22 protein-coding genes are annotated in these 16,502 nt (G+C 25.0%); all 22 read right to left on the minus strand.

The features are described from left to right. Positions 1-13: 13 nt before the first annotated feature. The 22 genes from H0H51_RS01760 to rpsN all read right to left on the minus strand — a co-directional run bounded on the left by H0H51_RS01760 (position 14) and on the right by rpsN (position 16,496). Entirely contained in the window at positions 14-844 is an 831-nt protein-coding gene (locus tag H0H51_RS01760) for a serine O-acetyltransferase (protein ID WP_185876619.1), read from the minus strand. Positions 845-1,685: 841 nt separating this feature from the next. Continuing rightward, entirely contained in the window at positions 1,686-2,675 is a 990-nt protein-coding gene (locus tag H0H51_RS01765) for an AMP-binding protein (RefSeq protein ID WP_238784220.1), read from the minus strand. Between the two features lie 63 nt (positions 2,676-2,738). Beyond that, a complete protein-coding gene (locus tag H0H51_RS01770; RefSeq protein WP_185876620.1) occupies positions 2,739-3,767 on the minus strand; it encodes an enolase C-terminal domain-like protein in 1,029 nt (342 codons plus the stop codon). A 40-nt stretch (positions 3,768-3,807) separates the two neighbouring features. Beyond that, complete coding sequence (locus tag H0H51_RS01775) at positions 3,808-4,503, minus strand: metal-dependent hydrolase (protein WP_185876621.1); 696 nt, start codon at positions 4,501-4,503, stop codon at positions 3,808-3,810. Between the two features lie 6 nt (positions 4,504-4,509). Beyond that, positions 4,510-5,439: a 1,4-dihydroxy-2-naphthoate octaprenyltransferase gene (gene menA / locus H0H51_RS01780; RefSeq protein WP_185876622.1), complete on the minus strand. Its 930-nt coding sequence runs from the start codon at positions 5,437-5,439 to the stop codon at positions 4,510-4,512. Then, entirely contained in the window at positions 5,436-6,266 is an 831-nt protein-coding gene (menB, locus tag H0H51_RS01785; RefSeq protein WP_185876623.1) for a 1,4-dihydroxy-2-naphthoyl-CoA synthase, read from the minus strand. The genes menA and menB overlap by 4 nt, the downstream gene beginning before the upstream one ends. A 103-nt stretch (positions 6,267-6,369) precedes the next feature. Beyond that, the gene (locus tag H0H51_RS01790; RefSeq protein ID WP_185876624.1) at positions 6,370-7,617 is read right to left on the minus strand and encodes an SLC13 family permease; all 1,248 of its coding nucleotides are present in this window, start codon (positions 7,615-7,617) and stop codon (positions 6,370-6,372) included. A gap of 59 nt (positions 7,618-7,676) precedes the next feature. Continuing rightward, the gene (eno, locus tag H0H51_RS01795) at positions 7,677-8,975 is read right to left on the minus strand and encodes a phosphopyruvate hydratase (protein WP_185876625.1); all 1,299 of its coding nucleotides are present in this window, start codon (positions 8,973-8,975) and stop codon (positions 7,677-7,679) included. Further along, the gene (gene rplQ, locus H0H51_RS01800; RefSeq protein ID WP_185876626.1) at positions 8,962-9,555 is read right to left on the minus strand and encodes a 50S ribosomal protein L17; all 594 of its coding nucleotides are present in this window, start codon (positions 9,553-9,555) and stop codon (positions 8,962-8,964) included. The genes eno and rplQ overlap by 14 nt, the downstream gene beginning before the upstream one ends. Next, on the minus strand, positions 9,545-10,570 hold the full coding sequence (locus H0H51_RS01805; RefSeq protein WP_185876627.1) for a DNA-directed RNA polymerase subunit alpha: 1,026 nt from the start codon (positions 10,568-10,570) through the stop codon (positions 9,545-9,547). Before H0H51_RS01805 ends, rplQ begins: the two co-directional genes overlap by 11 nt. A 31-nt stretch (positions 10,571-10,601) precedes the next feature. After that, positions 10,602-11,210, minus strand: a complete 609-nt coding sequence (rpsD, locus tag H0H51_RS01810; protein ID WP_185877123.1) for a 30S ribosomal protein S4 — start codon at positions 11,208-11,210, stop codon at positions 10,602-10,604. Between the two features lie 10 nt (positions 11,211-11,220). After that, on the minus strand, positions 11,221-11,604 hold the full coding sequence (gene rpsK, locus H0H51_RS01815; RefSeq protein ID WP_185876628.1) for a 30S ribosomal protein S11: 384 nt from the start codon (positions 11,602-11,604) through the stop codon (positions 11,221-11,223). Positions 11,605-11,617: 13 nt separating this feature from the next. Then, positions 11,618-11,998: a 30S ribosomal protein S13 gene (gene rpsM / locus H0H51_RS01820; RefSeq protein ID WP_185876629.1), complete on the minus strand. Its 381-nt coding sequence runs from the start codon at positions 11,996-11,998 to the stop codon at positions 11,618-11,620. A 51-nt stretch (positions 11,999-12,049) separates the two neighbouring features. Then, positions 12,050-12,166 (minus strand): 50S ribosomal protein L36, encoded by a 117-nt coding sequence (rpmJ, locus tag H0H51_RS01825; protein WP_185850180.1) that lies wholly within the window; start codon positions 12,164-12,166, stop codon positions 12,050-12,052. Positions 12,167-12,191: 25 nt separating this feature from the next. Continuing rightward, positions 12,192-12,407, minus strand: a complete 216-nt coding sequence (gene infA, locus H0H51_RS01830; protein ID WP_185870866.1) for a translation initiation factor IF-1 — start codon at positions 12,405-12,407, stop codon at positions 12,192-12,194. 68 nt (positions 12,408-12,475) lie between these two features. Further along, on the minus strand, positions 12,476-13,864 hold the full coding sequence (gene secY, locus H0H51_RS01835) for a preprotein translocase subunit SecY (protein WP_185876630.1): 1,389 nt from the start codon (positions 13,862-13,864) through the stop codon (positions 12,476-12,478). A gap of 30 nt (positions 13,865-13,894) precedes the next feature. After that, positions 13,895-14,368: a 50S ribosomal protein L15 gene (rplO, locus tag H0H51_RS01840; protein WP_185876631.1), complete on the minus strand. Its 474-nt coding sequence runs from the start codon at positions 14,366-14,368 to the stop codon at positions 13,895-13,897. Then, on the minus strand, positions 14,361-14,864 hold the full coding sequence (gene rpsE, locus H0H51_RS01845) for a 30S ribosomal protein S5 (protein ID WP_185876632.1): 504 nt from the start codon (positions 14,862-14,864) through the stop codon (positions 14,361-14,363). Before rpsE ends, rplO begins: the two co-directional genes overlap by 8 nt. 10 nt (positions 14,865-14,874) lie before the next feature. Further along, positions 14,875-15,198 (minus strand): 50S ribosomal protein L18, encoded by a 324-nt coding sequence (rplR, locus tag H0H51_RS01850; RefSeq protein ID WP_185876633.1) that lies wholly within the window; start codon positions 15,196-15,198, stop codon positions 14,875-14,877. A 32-nt stretch (positions 15,199-15,230) separates the two neighbouring features. Beyond that, the gene (gene rplF / locus H0H51_RS01855; RefSeq protein ID WP_185876634.1) at positions 15,231-15,776 is read right to left on the minus strand and encodes a 50S ribosomal protein L6; all 546 of its coding nucleotides are present in this window, start codon (positions 15,774-15,776) and stop codon (positions 15,231-15,233) included. Between the two features lie 21 nt (positions 15,777-15,797). Next, complete coding sequence (rpsH, locus tag H0H51_RS01860; RefSeq protein ID WP_185876635.1) at positions 15,798-16,181, minus strand: 30S ribosomal protein S8; 384 nt, start codon at positions 16,179-16,181, stop codon at positions 15,798-15,800. A gap of 45 nt (positions 16,182-16,226) precedes the next feature. After that, positions 16,227-16,496, minus strand: a complete 270-nt coding sequence (gene rpsN / locus H0H51_RS01865) for a 30S ribosomal protein S14 (RefSeq protein ID WP_185876636.1) — start codon at positions 16,494-16,496, stop codon at positions 16,227-16,229. Positions 16,497-16,502: the final 6 nt, after the last annotated feature.

The raw sequence follows: 16,502 nt of genomic DNA on the forward strand, positions 1-16,502 counted from the left end.
TTATATTATATCATTATATCATAAAATTAATAGGGTCATGATCAAGAAGAGGATTATTTCTTTTCATTTTTATTTCATTTTTTTGATAAACTATAGAAAAAGAAGGAATACTTTTTGTCAACCAAACATTTCCTCCAATAATACTATCATGTCCTATTATAGTATTTCCACCCAAAATAGTAGCCCCAGAGTAAATAGTAACTTTATCCTCTATAGTAGGATGACGTTTTTGATTTGAAAGTTTTTTATCTACATAAATCGCTCCTAAAGTAACTCCTTGATAAATTTTAACTTTTTTTCCTATTTTTGCACTTTCTCCTATGACTATCCCTGTTCCATGATCAATTGCAAATGCTTTTCCTATTTCCGCAGCTGCATGAATATCTATTCCGGTTTTACTATGTGCATATTCTGTAATTAGTCTTGGTATGATTGGAATTTTTTGAATCCATAATTGATGAGCAATTCTATATAATGCAGTAGCAAAAAATCCGGGATAAGAAAGAAAAATTTCCTCTAAAACTGTTGCAGCAGGATCAGAATCTAATATAGCATTAGCATCTATTATTAGAGTTTGATAAATACTAGATATATTTTGAAAAAATCTTTTAGAAGACTCATCAGAGTTTTTTTTAGACAAGTTTAATTCGAGAAAAATTTCATGTAAAAAATATTTTAATTGGTTGTATTTATTTTTAAATGAAACTATATTTTTTATATTCCGATTAGGAATAAATAAAAAATTAAACAATGAATTTACAAATTCTTCAATTTTTTTCTTATTAGGAAATAAATATTTTTTTTTATTATTATCTTTAAAGATAGAATCCAAAAAATCTAACATTAAATTTTAGTTTATATTATTTAATTATTATTCAATATTGTTAATTTATTAAATTAATTGATTATCCATTATTCTTAAAAAAAGAATGGGAAACTTATAAAAAGCATTAAAATTTTTTTTCTTTTATTAAAGAATTTTTTTCCCCATTTTATTTTTTGGATAAAATTTATATTCATTATAACAATTAAAATCTCTAATATTATCATAAAAAAGCTATAGAATATTTGTTTCTTATTAAAAAAAATTTTAATTATTAAAGTGGAAAAAATAAATTTTTAATTTTTCATATTCATAAATCTTTTAAAAGATATACAAGATACACAACGAAAATTTGTTATCCTTCCTAAAATTTTTAATTTTGTTTGTCTCATTTTTTTAATTACTTTTATTCTTAGAATTAATATGAATTATTGTTATAATTTTATAAAATTACTTTATTTATAATATCATATTTATTTACATTTATTATGATATATTATTAATTTCTAAATATTTTTTTCTCTGTATAATTAAAACTCAAGAAGTTTAAGAAACTGACTGCAAAAAATAAATAACTATTTTAATTTTTTTAAAAGAAAAGAATATTCAATAAATAAATGCACATAATTATGATTTTATACATTTTTATAACAAATATAATAATTTCTTTTCATTATTGAATATTCCTAACTAACTAAATTATCTTAACAAAAGATATATCTATAGTATAAAATTCTAAAATTTTTTCTATTTAAGTAGAAATTAAATATATTGATTAATACAAATAAAAAATTTTATATATAATAATAAATAAATACAATTATTATATACTACACAAAATCAATATATGATTCGTTTTTTCCTAAATTTTTTGAATTAACTTTTTCATAATCATATTTCTATTTATTTTACCAAGTAAAGTTTCTGTAAAATGTGTTATAAAAAAAATTTTTTTTGGTTTATAAAATTTATTTTTTCCACAGAAAAAATTTTTTGGAATTTTTAATTTAAAAGGATCTCCTTCAATAACTAATATTAGTTTTTCCCCAAGAATCTTGTCTGAAATCGAGGATATAAAATATCTCCTATCAGGAATAAAAAAACTTATATTTTTTTCTATTAATTCAGGAATAATTTTTATTCCTCCACTATTTATAATATTATCATATCTACCTATCCAATAAAACTCATTATCAGATTTAATTGAAACAATGTCATTTGTTTGTATCCAAGAGTCCATAGAACATGAAGAAAAAATTTTTAAACAATTTCTTTTATCTTTCTTTAAATAAATATCTCCGAAGGATTTATAATAAATAGATCTGTTTGATCCATTAATCCTCCTTACAGCTATATGACCTAATGTTTCTGTCATTCCATACGTTGCATAACAAATAGTTGATGAAATATTTTTTAATTTTTCTTCTAAAAAATTTGGAATAGAACATCCTCCTATTAAAAGGATTTTAATATATTTTAAATATTCTAAACTAGAAAAAACTTGCATAGGAACCATTGATGCAATATCAAAATACTCCTTAATGTTTCTCAAAGGATTAGATGAAGGAGGTACACAATATACTTTCCACTTGAAAATAATAGCTCGAACTAAAAATATTTTTGCAGCAATAAAATTTGGAGACAAACATAATAATCCTTTTATTCCTGGACTTTTAAGCTTTGAAATTTCTACAGTTTTTTTAGCTCTTTCAAAAAAGTGCTTCTTTTTTACTAAAATTTTTTTAGGAATTCCTGTAGTACCAGAAGTAAAAACAGATAATACAGGATCATCATTATACCAATCTTTTAAAAATTGAAAAATAGCATTTTTCCAAAAAAATCTTTCTTTCAATAAAAAATGAAAATTATCTTTTTTTTTTAGATGAAAAATCTATCCACATTTTATATTTTTATTTTAAAATATTTTCCATTTTAAATACGGATTATACCAAATAGAACCTTTTTTTACCTCTAAAGGAGAAATCCAATTGTTAATATATAATCTACCTGTATTTAATCCATGTACTCTTTTGTATTTATTAAAATATTTTTCATCCATAACGAAAGTCCATTGAGCAATTGAATTAAGTCCAATATTACTTTCTAAAGAAGAACTAATCCACCATTCTATTTTTCTTTTTATGGCTTCTAATATCCATTCTTTAGTTCCATGAAATCCTCCATTCACACTTGGTTTTAAAACGATATATTTAGGATGAATAATATCCAATAATTTTTGTTTTTCTTGTAACTTGTAAATTCCTTCTAATTCTTCGTCTAATGCTATAGGTAATTTTGATTTTTTACATATTTTTGACATTTTCTTCCAATTTTTAGATGGAATAGGTTGTTCTACTGAATGAACTATATTTAGTTGATAAAGTTTATTCAAACAGTGTAAAACTTTTTTAATATTTTCAAAACAACCATTTGCATCTACACGTATTTTTATAAAAGGATATTTCTTTTTTATTTTTTTTAAAATTGAATATTGATATTCAAAATAAATAGAATTAATTTTCATTTTTATAAATGAAAAACCATTAGACAAATTCTTACTTATTTCTTTTATTATTTTTTCCTCATCATGATAATGAAAAGAATTAAGCCACATTAAAGAATTTATAGAAACACCTTTTTTACCAAGAAAAAACGGAGAATTATATAGTATAGGAAACTGATTTTTCAAACTAATAAAGGCTTGTTCTAAGCCGAAAAAAATAGATGGATATGAAATATATTTTTGATAAAAAAATATTTTTGTCTTTTTTAAAGAAATCACTTTTCTTAAAATAAGATTTAATTCTTTCTCAAATTTATTTAAATTACTTAAAGCCAATTTATCCAATATTGGATTACATTCTCCTATTCCTAATTTATTATTTTTCCTTAAAATAATAAACCAAATAGTGTTATGATAAAATATTCTATTGGAATTAAACATAGGATTTCTGAAGAAAAATTTTTTTTTTTAATATCAACTCTCAAATCCATATACATTCTTTCATTTCCAATAAAATTAATTCTTTTCCTTTTTCGTGAAATTTCTTTTTAGCTTCATCCTTATTTATTTTAATTTCCTCAAAAGTATTATAATGAACTCCTAATATTTTTTTACATTGTAGAAAATCTGAAGCAATAATAGCATCCTCTACTCCCATGGTAAATCTACCTCCTATCGGTAAAATAGAAAGGTCCAACTTTCCAAAAATTGGAAGAATGTTCATTTCATTTGTTAATGAAGTATCTCCTGATATATATATTTTTTTTCCTTCATTTGAATGTAATAAAAATCCTCCTGGATTTCCTCCATAAACCCCATCTCGGAAAACACTAGAATGAGCTGACCATGTATATTTTAATTTTCCAAAAGGGAAAAAAATAAAAGAACCATAATTTATTCCATATGTTTTTATTCCTTTTTTCCCAAAATAATTAGAAATTTCATAATTAGAAATGATTAAAACATCACGAAATTTTTTTGAAAGAAATTCCACATCACATACATGATCATAATGAGCATGAGTAAGTAATATATAATCTATTTTTTTTAAAGAAGTTTCAATTAAATTTTCTCCTTCTTTGCAAATAGGATTTGCAGAAAAAAAAGGATCTACTAATAAATAGAAATTTCCAATTTCTAACCCTAATGTACTATGAGTAAAAAAAGTTATTTTCATATATTATTAATTAATAAAATTACTGATTCCTATACTTAATCCATATAAAAATATAATGGAAACTAATCTCCTTAATTCTAAATTAAATAATTTTTTATCCTCTAAAAAGATTATTCTTTTAATATGAAAAACAAAAAAAAAAATTGATATTATAAAAGGAACCCATTGATAAATATTTTTATTATTTAATAAAATAAAAATCATTCCTGAAAAAATTGCAATCAATATAGAAATTATGTGATATAATTTTGCTCTTTTTATCCCTAATAATCCGGCTATAGTATATTTTCCGTTGTCATAATCATTTTCTATATCTCTCATATTGTTAATATTTAAAACAGATACATTTAACAATCCCATGGATAAAGACAATAAAAAAATGTCCATACAAAAAGTATGTGTATATAGAAAATAGCTTCCTAACACCGAAAAAAATCCAAAAAAAATAAAAACTGATAAATCGCCCATACCAACTATATATCCATAAGGAATAGACCAAATTCCAATAGAATATTTAATAGAACTGAAAATACAAAATAAAATTCCGAGAATACAAAATATAAATATAGAAATATTTTTATAGGAAATACTTTGATAAATTAAATAACTTCCTGACAAAAAAGATAATATAGAAAATAAAAAAATAGACTTTTTCATCTCTGATAAGGAAATAAGTCCATAATGAATAGGTCTTTTAGGTCCTATTCTCTTATAATTATTATCAATCCCTGTTATACAGTCTCCATAATCATTCGAAATATTAGCTAATACTTGTAACAATAAAGCTGTAATAACACAAAAAATATATGTAATTACATTCACATTTTTTTCTCTAAATTTAGAAACAAGAAAACTTAAAGTTACTCCAGAAAAAGATAAAGGTAAAGTTTCTAAACGAATCGTATTAATCCAATATTTTATATTTGATTTTTTCATAAAAACTTTTTAAACTTTTTGAAATTTGGATCTCTTTTTTCTAAAAAAGCTTTCTTACCTTCCTGAGATTCTTCCATCAAATAAAACATTAAAGTTGCATCTCCTGCTAACTGCATTAATCCATGTTGTCCATCTAATTCTGCATTTAAACAACGTTTTATCATTCTTAAACACATAGGACTTCTCTTTTGTATTATTTTACACCATTTTATGGTTTCTTGTTCTAACTTTTCTATAGTTACAACTTTATTAATTAGTCCCATTTTTAATGCTTCTTCTGCTGTATACTTTTTACATAAAAACCACATTTCTCGTGTTTTTTTCTGACCAATATGACGAGCCAAATAAGAACATCCTAATCCTCCGTCAAAAGACCCTACTTTTGGTCCAACTTGACCAAAAATAGAATTTTCGGAAGCAATAGTTAGATCACATACTACATGTAGAACATGACCTCCTCCAATAGAATAACCATTTACCATAGCTATAACAGGTTTTGGAATTTCTTTTATCTTCTTATAAAAATCTAATATATTTAATCTTGGAATTCCATCTTTTCCAAAGTAACCTCCTGGACCTCTTGTAGTTTGATCTCCTCCAGAACAAAAAGATTTTTTTCCAGATCCAGTTATAATTAAAACATCTATATCAGTTCTAACACTACAAATACTTATTGCATCTATCATTTCATTAACCGTTTCTACACGAAATGCATTATGGCACCATGGTCTGTTTATTTCTATTTTAGATATTCCTTCCCAAAAAAGAAATAATATATCTTTATATTTTTTAATCGGAATCCAATCTATTTTTAAATTAGAATTCATAGAAATTTAAAATTTTGAACATTTTTTTATAGAAAATTAATACTAATTGTGTTCTAAATTAAGAAAATTTAATGCTTTATTTGTTACACTTAACTAATTAGATTTAGATTAATAAAAAAATAAATCCAGATATATAACCAATCAAAGCTATCCAACTAATTTTTTTTAGGTACCAAAAAAAATCTATTTTTTCCATTCCCATAGCTGCTACTCCAGCAGCAGATCCTATGAGAAAAATACTCCCTCCTGTTCCTGAAACATAAGCTATAAAATGCCATAATTCATGATCAATTGGATAAAAAGAAAACATAGCAATGGTAGCAGCAACTAAAGGAACATTATCTATAATAGAAGAAATTAATCCAAATATAAGTGTTGTAATTTTCCATGTATAAACAGTTTCATTTATCCAATGAGATAAATTATACAATACTCCCAAAGAGTCTAAAGAAGAAACAGAAAGTAAAATTCCAAAGAAAAATAAAATACTAGAAAAATCTATTTTTTTAAAAATATCATCTAAAAGATGTTCTGTATTATACTTTCTTATCATGCATAAGAAAATTCCCAGAGATAACATTATACCCATATATGGAGGAACTCCTGTTAAAGTTTTATAAATAGGAACAAGTAACATTAATAATAAACCTGTTTTCAACATAAAAAAACCCCTACTTAATTTACTTTTTGAAAGTTTATCTTTTTCTACCTGAAAATATCCATTAAAAATAGGCATAAAAGATGCTATTAAAGTAGAAGAAAACATACATAATACGGAAGATATAAATATCTTTTTGAAGAGAAGTAAAGTAGTTACTTTATGTGAAATCCATAACATTGTAGTAGTTATATCTCCAATTGGAGACCAAACTCCCCCTGCATTAGCAGATATTATAACTATTCCTAAATAATACAGACGCTCTTTATAATTAGAAACTATTTTTCTCAAGAGAGAAATCAAAACAATAGTTGCTGTTAAATTATCTATTATAGCAGATAATAAGAAAGAAATTAAACTTATCATCCATAAAAACTTACGTTTCGTTTTTGCACGAAAAAGCTCTTTTAAAGCCTCAAATCCAGAATATTTTTCAATAATAGAAATAATAGACATAGCTCCTATTAGAAAAAAAATAATTTCAGAAGCCTTTCCTAAATGAAGTAACAATAAGTGATTAGGATTTTTCCTAATCATTAGATTTTGATCTAATTCATAAACGGGAAAATTAAATAACATAATTGATGACCAACAAAAAACAGCCATCAAAATAGATGGAATAACCTTATTTAAGGAAAATAAATTTTCAAAAGTAATAAATAAATATCCAAGTATAAAAATTAAAATTACCATTGATTATTATTATTCTTCTTAATTCATTATTGATTAAGATGATGAGGAATATTTATTTATCACTTATTATTATTCTTCCATCCTGAATAAAAAGAATATTTTCCCATAATTTCCTCAATTCGTAATAATTGATTATATTTTGAAATCCTTTCAGAACGACAAATAGAACCTGTTTTTATTTTTCCAATATTTAATGCAACAGTAAAATCTGCTATAAAAGAATCTTCCGTTTCTCCAGATCGATGAGATATGATATTTTCATATCTATTTTTTTTAGCCAAATTAATTGTTTCAATTGTTTCAGTTAATGTTCCTACTTGATTTAATTTTATAAGAATAGAATTTGCTACCTTTTTTTTAATTCCTTTGTCTAATTTAGACACTTGTGTTACAAAAAGATCATCTCCAACCAGCTGAACATCATTTCCAATTTCGTCTGTCAATAACCTCCATCCTTCCCAATCATTTTGATCTATTCCATCTTCAATAGATATAATTGGATATTTTTTAGTTAAAAAAGATAAATAATCAATATGTTCTTCTCTAGATTTTTTCGAATTATTTATTTCTTTTTCAAATTTGGAATAATCATAAAACTTATTTTCTCTATTATAAAATTCGGAAGCCGCACAATCTATAGCTATTCCCATTTGATCGTAAGGTTCATAATTTGCCATATGTATAGCTTCTAATATATAATCTAAAACATTTTCTATTCCATTAATGTTAGGAGAAAATCCACCTTCATCACCAACACTTGTTGTGTATCCTTTTTCTTGTAAAAGATCTTTTAATTGATAAAAAACTTTATGACCCATTTGAAGTGCTTCCAAAAAAGTATTAGCTTTTACAGGAACTATCATAAACTCTTGAAAGGCTATAGAAGAATTTGAATGTCTACCTCCATTCACAATATTAATTAAGGGGACTGGTAAGGCATTAGTATATACTCCTCCTATATATTTATATAGAGGAATTTCGAGTTCATTAGAAGCGGCTTTAGATACTGCTTGAGAAACAGCTAAAATAGAATTAGACCCAAGTCTTTTTTTATTAGTTGTACCATCTAATTCTAACATCAATTTATCAATATAAATTTGATCAAATACGGATATTCCAATCAATTCAGGAGATATAACATTGTTAACATTATGTACTGCTTTCAAAACACCTTTCCCAGAAAAAAAATCTTTTTTATTATCACGTAATTCAAATGCTTCATATTCTCCTCTTGAAATTCCAGATGGAACAGAAGAACGTCCTAAAATATTTTTCTCCGTTACTATGTCTACCTCAAGAGTAGGATTTCCTCTTGAATCTAGTATTTGTCTTGCCTGAATATTTTTAATTTTGCTCATGATCCTTTTTTTCTTCTATGCTATCCTTACTATCCTTTTTTTCTTCTATTTTTTCTTCTATGCTATCCTTACTATCCTTTTTTTCTTCTATTTTTTCTTCTATGCTATCCTTACTATCCTTTTTTTCTTCTATTTTTTCTTCTATGCTAATAATTTTTTTCTTTTTACTTCTTCTTACAGATTTCAATAGTTTTTGACTTTTATTTTTATTATGATAAAATTCATTGAAATCTACTAATTCAATTAAAGAAATTGGAGATTGATCTCCAAGTCTAACTTCCGTCTTTATAATTCTCGTATATCCACCAGGACGAACACGAACTTTATCAAAAATACTTTTAAATAATTCTGAAACCGCAATTTTGTCTCTTAAATATGAAAAAACATTTCTCTTAGAGTGAGTAGTTTTTACTTTAGATTTTGTAATAATAGGTTCGATATATTTTTTTAAGGATTTAGCTTTGGCTAAAGTTGTAAAAATTTTCTTTTCTTTAATCAGAGATGATGCTAAATTAGAGAGAATAGACTTACGGTGACCATATTTCCTTCCCAAATGATTATTTTTATTCCTATGATTCATCTATTTCTCTTTTCTTATTTAAATATTTTGAAAATTCTGATACATCCATTCCAAAATATAACCCTTTTTCTTTCATTTTACTTTCTAATTCATCCAAAGATTTTTTTCCAAAATTTCTCATCTTTAACATATTATTTCTATTACAACTAACTAAATCGAATATAGTCTCTATGGAAGAAGATTTTAAACAATTCTTTGTTCGAACAGATAAATCCATATTATTCAATTTAGATTTCAACAAATTACGCATTCGAAGAAATGCTTCATCATATTTCTTTTCTTTATTTACCTCTTCTTTTTTCTTTTTTCCTATCTTTTCATAAGAAAAAATAGAAAAATATTGAATTAATATCTTAGATGCTTCTATTAAAGCTGATTTAGGACAAATAGAACCATCTGTATTAATTTCTAAGGAAAGATTTTCAAAATCAGTTTTTTGACCTACTCTACAATTCTCTATTTTGTAATTTACTTTTCTAATTGGAGTATAAATAGAATCAATAGGTATTGTTCCAATTATGAAATCGTCATTATTTTTTTTGTTTTCTTCTGCTGGAACATAACCTCTTCCTTCCTCAATTGAAAAACTTATTTCTAATTGAGTTGATTCATTTTTATTACAAATAACTAAATCATCATTCAGAATTTGAAATCCAGAAATAAATTGATTTAAAATTTTTCCTGTAACTTTTTTATCACTATGAATAAAAGCATTAACTATTTCCTTATTAACTCCCGGAATTTTTCGTTTAAAACGAATTTTTTTAAAATTTAATACTATTTCGGTAACGTCTTCCACTACACCTTCTATAGTAGAAAATTCATATTTAACTCCTTTAATTCTAATAAAAGTTACTGCGAAACCTTTTAAGGATCCTAATAAAACTCTTCTTAATGCATTTCCTAATGTAATCCCATATCCAGGTTCTAATGGTTTTAAATGAAAAATACCTTTATTATCTGATAATTCAGATATTATAATTTTATCAGGTTTAACAAAATCTAAAATAGCCATATATAAAATGAAAGTGTATAATCAAATTTTGTTATTTTGAATACAATTCAACAATGAATTGTTCTTTAATATTTTCAGGAATCTGTGTTCTTTTTGGCATTACTCTAAAAATACCTAACATATTATCTTCATCTAAAATTAACCATTCAACTAAAGGTCCTGATTTTTTTTTAATAGATTCTAATATAACTGGATGATTTTTAGATTTTTTTCTTACTCCTATTTTATCTCCAGGTTTTAATCTAAATGATGGAATATTTACCATACGATTATTTACCATAATATGCCTATGAGAAACTATCTGACGTGCAGAAGATCTAGATGGAGCAAATTTTAATCGGAAAACTATATTGTCAAGACGGCTTTCACATGCTTGCAATAACAATTCTCCTGTAATTCCTTTTTTTTTAGAAGATTCTAAAAATAGATTTTCAAACTGACGTTCCAATATCCCATAAATATATTTCGCTTTTTGTTTCTCTATTAATTGCAGAAAATATTCTGAACGTTTCATTCTTCGACGACTGTTTCCATGTTGTCCAGATGGATATCTTCTCCTTTCAAAATATTTATCTTCTCCATATATACATTCTCCAAATCTTCTAGAAATTCTAGTTTTAGGACCTATATATTTTGCCATACAAAAATATTTATACTCTTCTTCTTTTTGGAGGACGACATCCATTATGTGGTAAAGGTGTTATATCTTTTATCATTGTTACAATAATTCCTGAATTACTTAAAGCTCGTATAGCGGCATCTCTTCCAGCACCAGGTCCTTTTACCTTTACCTCCACCTTTTTAATTCCTGCATTGATAGCTTTTTTTGCCACATTTTCAGCTGCCATTTGAGCAGCATAAGGTGTATTTTTTTTAGATCCTTTAAAATTCATTTTTCCAGCAGAAGACCATGCAACTACTTCGCCTTTTTTATTTGTTAAAGTTATAATAATATTATTAAAAGTGGATTGAATATGAGCCTCTCCTACAGGATCAACAACTACAGATCTTTTTTTACTTGATAATTTTACCATAGAAATTATTTTATCACTTTGTAACTTTTTTCTTATTCGCTACAGTTTTCTTTTTCCCTTTTCTAGTTCTACAATTATTCTTTGTCTTTTGTCCTCTTAATGGTAATCCTTTTCTATGTCTTGTTCCAACGTAACATCCAATATCCATTAATCGTTTTATATTGAATTGTATTTCAGACCTCAATTCACCTTCAATTTTGATATTATTAGATATAAATTTCCTTATTTTACTAATGTCACTATCAGACCAATCTTTAACTTTTTTATTTTCATTTATTTTAACAGAAAATAAAATTTTTTTCGAAATACTTTTTCCTATTCCATATAAATGAGTGAGAGCTATAACTCCTCTTTTAGAAAGAGGAATATCTACTCCCGAAATTCTAACGGCCATATCTTTTCATAAAATTATACTTTTTTTAAATTATTATACAATTATTAAATTTTAACCTTGTTTCTGCTTAAACCTAGGATTTTTCTTATTAATAATTCGTAAACGTCCTTTTCTACTTACAATTTTACAATTTGCAGTTCTTTTTTTTAAAGAAGCTCTTACTTTCATAATTAAAAATATTTATTATCTAATATCAATATCTATAAGTTATTCTACCTCTTTCTAAATCATAGGATGACATTTCCAATCTTACTTTATCTCCTGGTAATATTTTTATATAATGCATTCTCATTTTCCCGGATATATGAGCTTTTACAATACATCCATTTTCTAATTCAACACGAAACATTGCATTTGGAGAAGATTCTATAATCACTCCATCAACTTCAATATGTTTTTGCTTAGCCATATAATAATTTCCAATAACGTATATTTATATTACATACAACAACAATACATAATAATATACACAAAAAATTATAATTTAGTACATTTATAACGATTTTTCATTACCATCAAACCGTCATAATGATAATTCAACAAATAAATGTTGATTTGTTGTGAAACATCTAAGAAAACTCCTACCACAATTAATAATGAAGTTCCTCCATAAAATAAAGCGAAATTTTGAGTAATCCCCAACCGAAAAACTATAGATGGTAAAATGGCAATTATTGCTAATAAAATTCCTCCTGGAAATGTAATTACAGACAAAATATGATCTATATATTTAGCTGTTTCTTTTCCAGGTTTTTTACTTGGAATATATCCTCCGTTTCTTTTTAAATCATCGGCCATTTGATTTACTGGAATTGTAATAGCTGTATAAAAAAAAGTAAAAACTATTACTAATAGAAAAATTGCTAGATTATACCAAAATCCATAAATATCTTGAAATAGATGAAGAAAATTTTTAATATTGATATTATTCACATATTCAAAAAAAGTTAATGGAAAAAGCATGATAGCTTGAGAAAATATAATAGGCATAACTCCAGCAGAAATTATTTTTAACGGAATGAATTGATGTTTTTTATAAATCGATGGAGACTCAAAATTAAAAGATCTATAATGAGAAACATATTGAACTGGTATTTTCCTAATAGCCTGAATTATTAAAATAGTAAATAAAATAACTAACATCCATAATAAAAATTCTATAAGTAAAATTATTAATCCTCCATTATTAATTTCTATTTTAGAAAGAATTTCTTTAGTTATAGCATCAGGAAAACGTGCTATTATTCCAGACATAATAATTAAAGAGACTCCATTTCCTATCCCTTTATCTGTAATTTTATCCCCTAACCACATAGTGAACAAGGTTCCGGAAGTTAAGATTATTATTCCTATAGTCCAAAAAATACTTTTTCCATAAACTGTATCTATATCAATTAAATAAGTATTTTTAAAAGAATCTGATGAAAAAGGAATAAATTGTTTTGTTAAAGAAACAAGATATATAGGTGCTTGTATTAAGCATATCATTACTGTTAACCATCTTGTAATAAGATTAATTTGTTTTCTACCACTTTCTCCATCTCTTTGTAATCTTTGTAAAGAAGGTATAATTATACACATTAATTGAACAATGATAGAAGCAGATATATAAGGCATAATCCCTAGAGCAAAAATTGAAGCACGATTAAAAGCACCACCAGTAAAAGAAGATAATATTTGCATCAATCCTTTGGATCCTGAATTAAATTTCTCCATAAAATCACTAATTCCTAACGGATTAATTCCAGGAATAGGTATATAAGATCCAAAACGATATATTAATAATAAACTTACAGTTATTATTATTTTTTTCCTTAATTCTTTAATATTCCAAATTTTAGGAAAGAACATTAAAAAATTATTCATAACAATAATTTTTTATCATTAATTACTAAATTATTCATATATAGCTTCTCCCCCAGATTCTTTTATATTTAATAAAGCTTTCTTACTAAATTTTGATGCAAATATTTTTAATGAAGTATGAAGTTTTCCCCTTCCTAAAATTTTTATCAATTTCTTTTTTCCAATTAAATTTTTTTCTATTAAAATATCTTTGTTAACAATATTTTTAATTTTTCCTTGATTTACAAAGTTTTGAATTGTATCTAAATTAATTAAAGAAAATTTTTTCTTCAAGTGATGCCTTTTAAAACCAAATTTTGGAGTTCTTCTTTGAATAGGCATCTGTCCTCCTTCAAATCCTATTTTTTTAGAAAATCCAGATCTGGATTTTGCACCTTTATGCCCTCTACCACAGGTTCCTCCTTTTCCAGATCCTTGACCTCTTCCCAATCTTAACTTTTTTTTATTAGCCCCAAATTTTGGGGATATTTGATTGATATTAAATATTGAAATATTATTATCCATTATACACCTTTTTTATAGTAATTCCCCTTTGCTTTGCAATAATATAAACATCCCTCATCTTACTTAAAGCTTTGATTGTAGCTTTGATAATATTATGATGATTAGAAGATCCTTTAGATTTTGACATAACATTTCTTAATCCTACAGCTTCAAGAACCGCCTTCAAAGCTCCACCGGCTATAATTCCAGTTCCTTCAGATGCCGGTCTAATAAGAACATGCGCTCCTCCATATTTAGCTTCCTGAGAATGAGGAATAGTTCCATTACAAATACAAACTTTGCAAAGATTCCTTTTTGCTTGTTCTCCTGCTTTACGAATTGCATCAGGAGCTTCTTTTGATTTTCCAAATCCATATCCTACTACCCCACTTTCATTTCCTTTTACAATAATAGCACTGAAACTAAAATATCTTCTTCCCTTAGTTACTTTACAAACTCTTGTAACGCCAACTAACTTTTCTTTTAATTCCAATTCCGTATGTTTTATTTTGGACATGTTATTTTAATTAAAATTCTAATCCAACTTCCCTAATTCCATCAGCCAAAGATTTAACTCTTCCATGATATAAATATTTTCCTCTATCAAAAACTAATTTATTTATTTTCAGTTTCTTTAATTTATTTCCAAGTAGCTTTCCAACTTCAACAGATAATTCCTTTTTTGTTTTTTTATAATTACTAAATACTTTTTCTCTTGAAGATGATGATGCTAAAGTTTTTCTATTAACATCATCTATAACTTGAACATAAATTCCTTTATTACTTCTGAAAACAGAAATTCTAGGTCTATTTAATTTTCCAAAAATCTTTTTACATTTCCTTTTTTTCATAAAAAAATATTTAATATTAAAATTAAAAACCATTAAGCTGATTTCCCTACTTTTTTTCGAACTTCTTCTTTCAAATATCTTATTCCTTTTCCTTTATACGGTTCTGGAATTCTAAAAGATCTAATTTTTGCTGCTATTATTCCTAATAATTGTTTATTATATGATTTCAAAATTAAGACAGTATTTTTACCTTTTTCCGATTTTATTTCTAAAAAAATATCTTCAGGAATTTGTACCATAATGTTATGAGAATAACCTAAATTTAGATCTAAAATATTTTCTTTGTAAGAAGCTCTATACCCAACTCCTACTAATTCCAATTCTTTCATAAATCCTGTTGTTACTCCAATGATCATATTTTGAATTATAACACGATATAACCCATGTAAAGACTTAGATTTTTTATCTTCCTGATTTCTAGTAATTATTAATTTTTTATTACGTAAGCTTAATTCTAAGTTCCTAGAAATTCTTTGACTTAAAGATCCTAAATTCCCTTTTATAGATATTTCATTATCAAATATTTTTATCTTTACATTATCAGGAATAAAAATAGGTTTTTTTCCAATTCGAGACATAATATCATTATTAATTATTAATCAATATACATAGCATAATATTTCTCCTCCTATTTTTTTCTTTTTTGCTTGTTTATCTGTTATTACTCCATAAGAAGTTGAAATTATAGCAATTCCTAATCCATTTAATACACGAGGTATGTTCTTGTATTTACAATATTTTCTAAGTCCAGGTTTACTTACTCTTATTATTTTTTGTATAACAGACGTCTCTTTTTCACAATATTTTAAAGCTATTTTAATAAATTTTTTATTTTCTATTATTTTATAACCTAGAATATATCCATTTTGAAATAAAACTTTAGAAATTTCTTCTTTTATTTTAGAAAAAGAAACTTCCAAAATCTTGTGTTTCGCTAGGCTAGCATTTCTAATTCTGGTTAAAAAATCAGCAATCGTGTCCATAAATTAAAAATATCTCCAATTTTAAAATTGATTTATAATAAGTAATTACCAACTCGCTTTTTTTACCCCAGGAATAAGCCCCTGAGAAACTAAATTTCTAAAAACAATACGAGAAATTCCAAATTGCCGCATATATCCTCTACATCTTCCAGTAATAGAACATCTATTTCTCAAACGTACAGGAGATGAATTTTTAGGCAATCTTTGTAAGAGATCATAATTTTTTGATTTCTTTAACATTTTTCTTTTACTTTCGTATTTCATTACTAATTTTTCCCTTTTCTTTTGTCTTGCTTTAACTGATTCTTTAGCCATTTTTTT

The organism is Blattabacterium cuenoti (assembly GCF_014251995.1).
Taxonomy (GTDB): Bacteria; Bacteroidota; Bacteroidia; order Flavobacteriales; family Blattabacteriaceae; genus Blattabacterium; species Blattabacterium cuenoti_AE.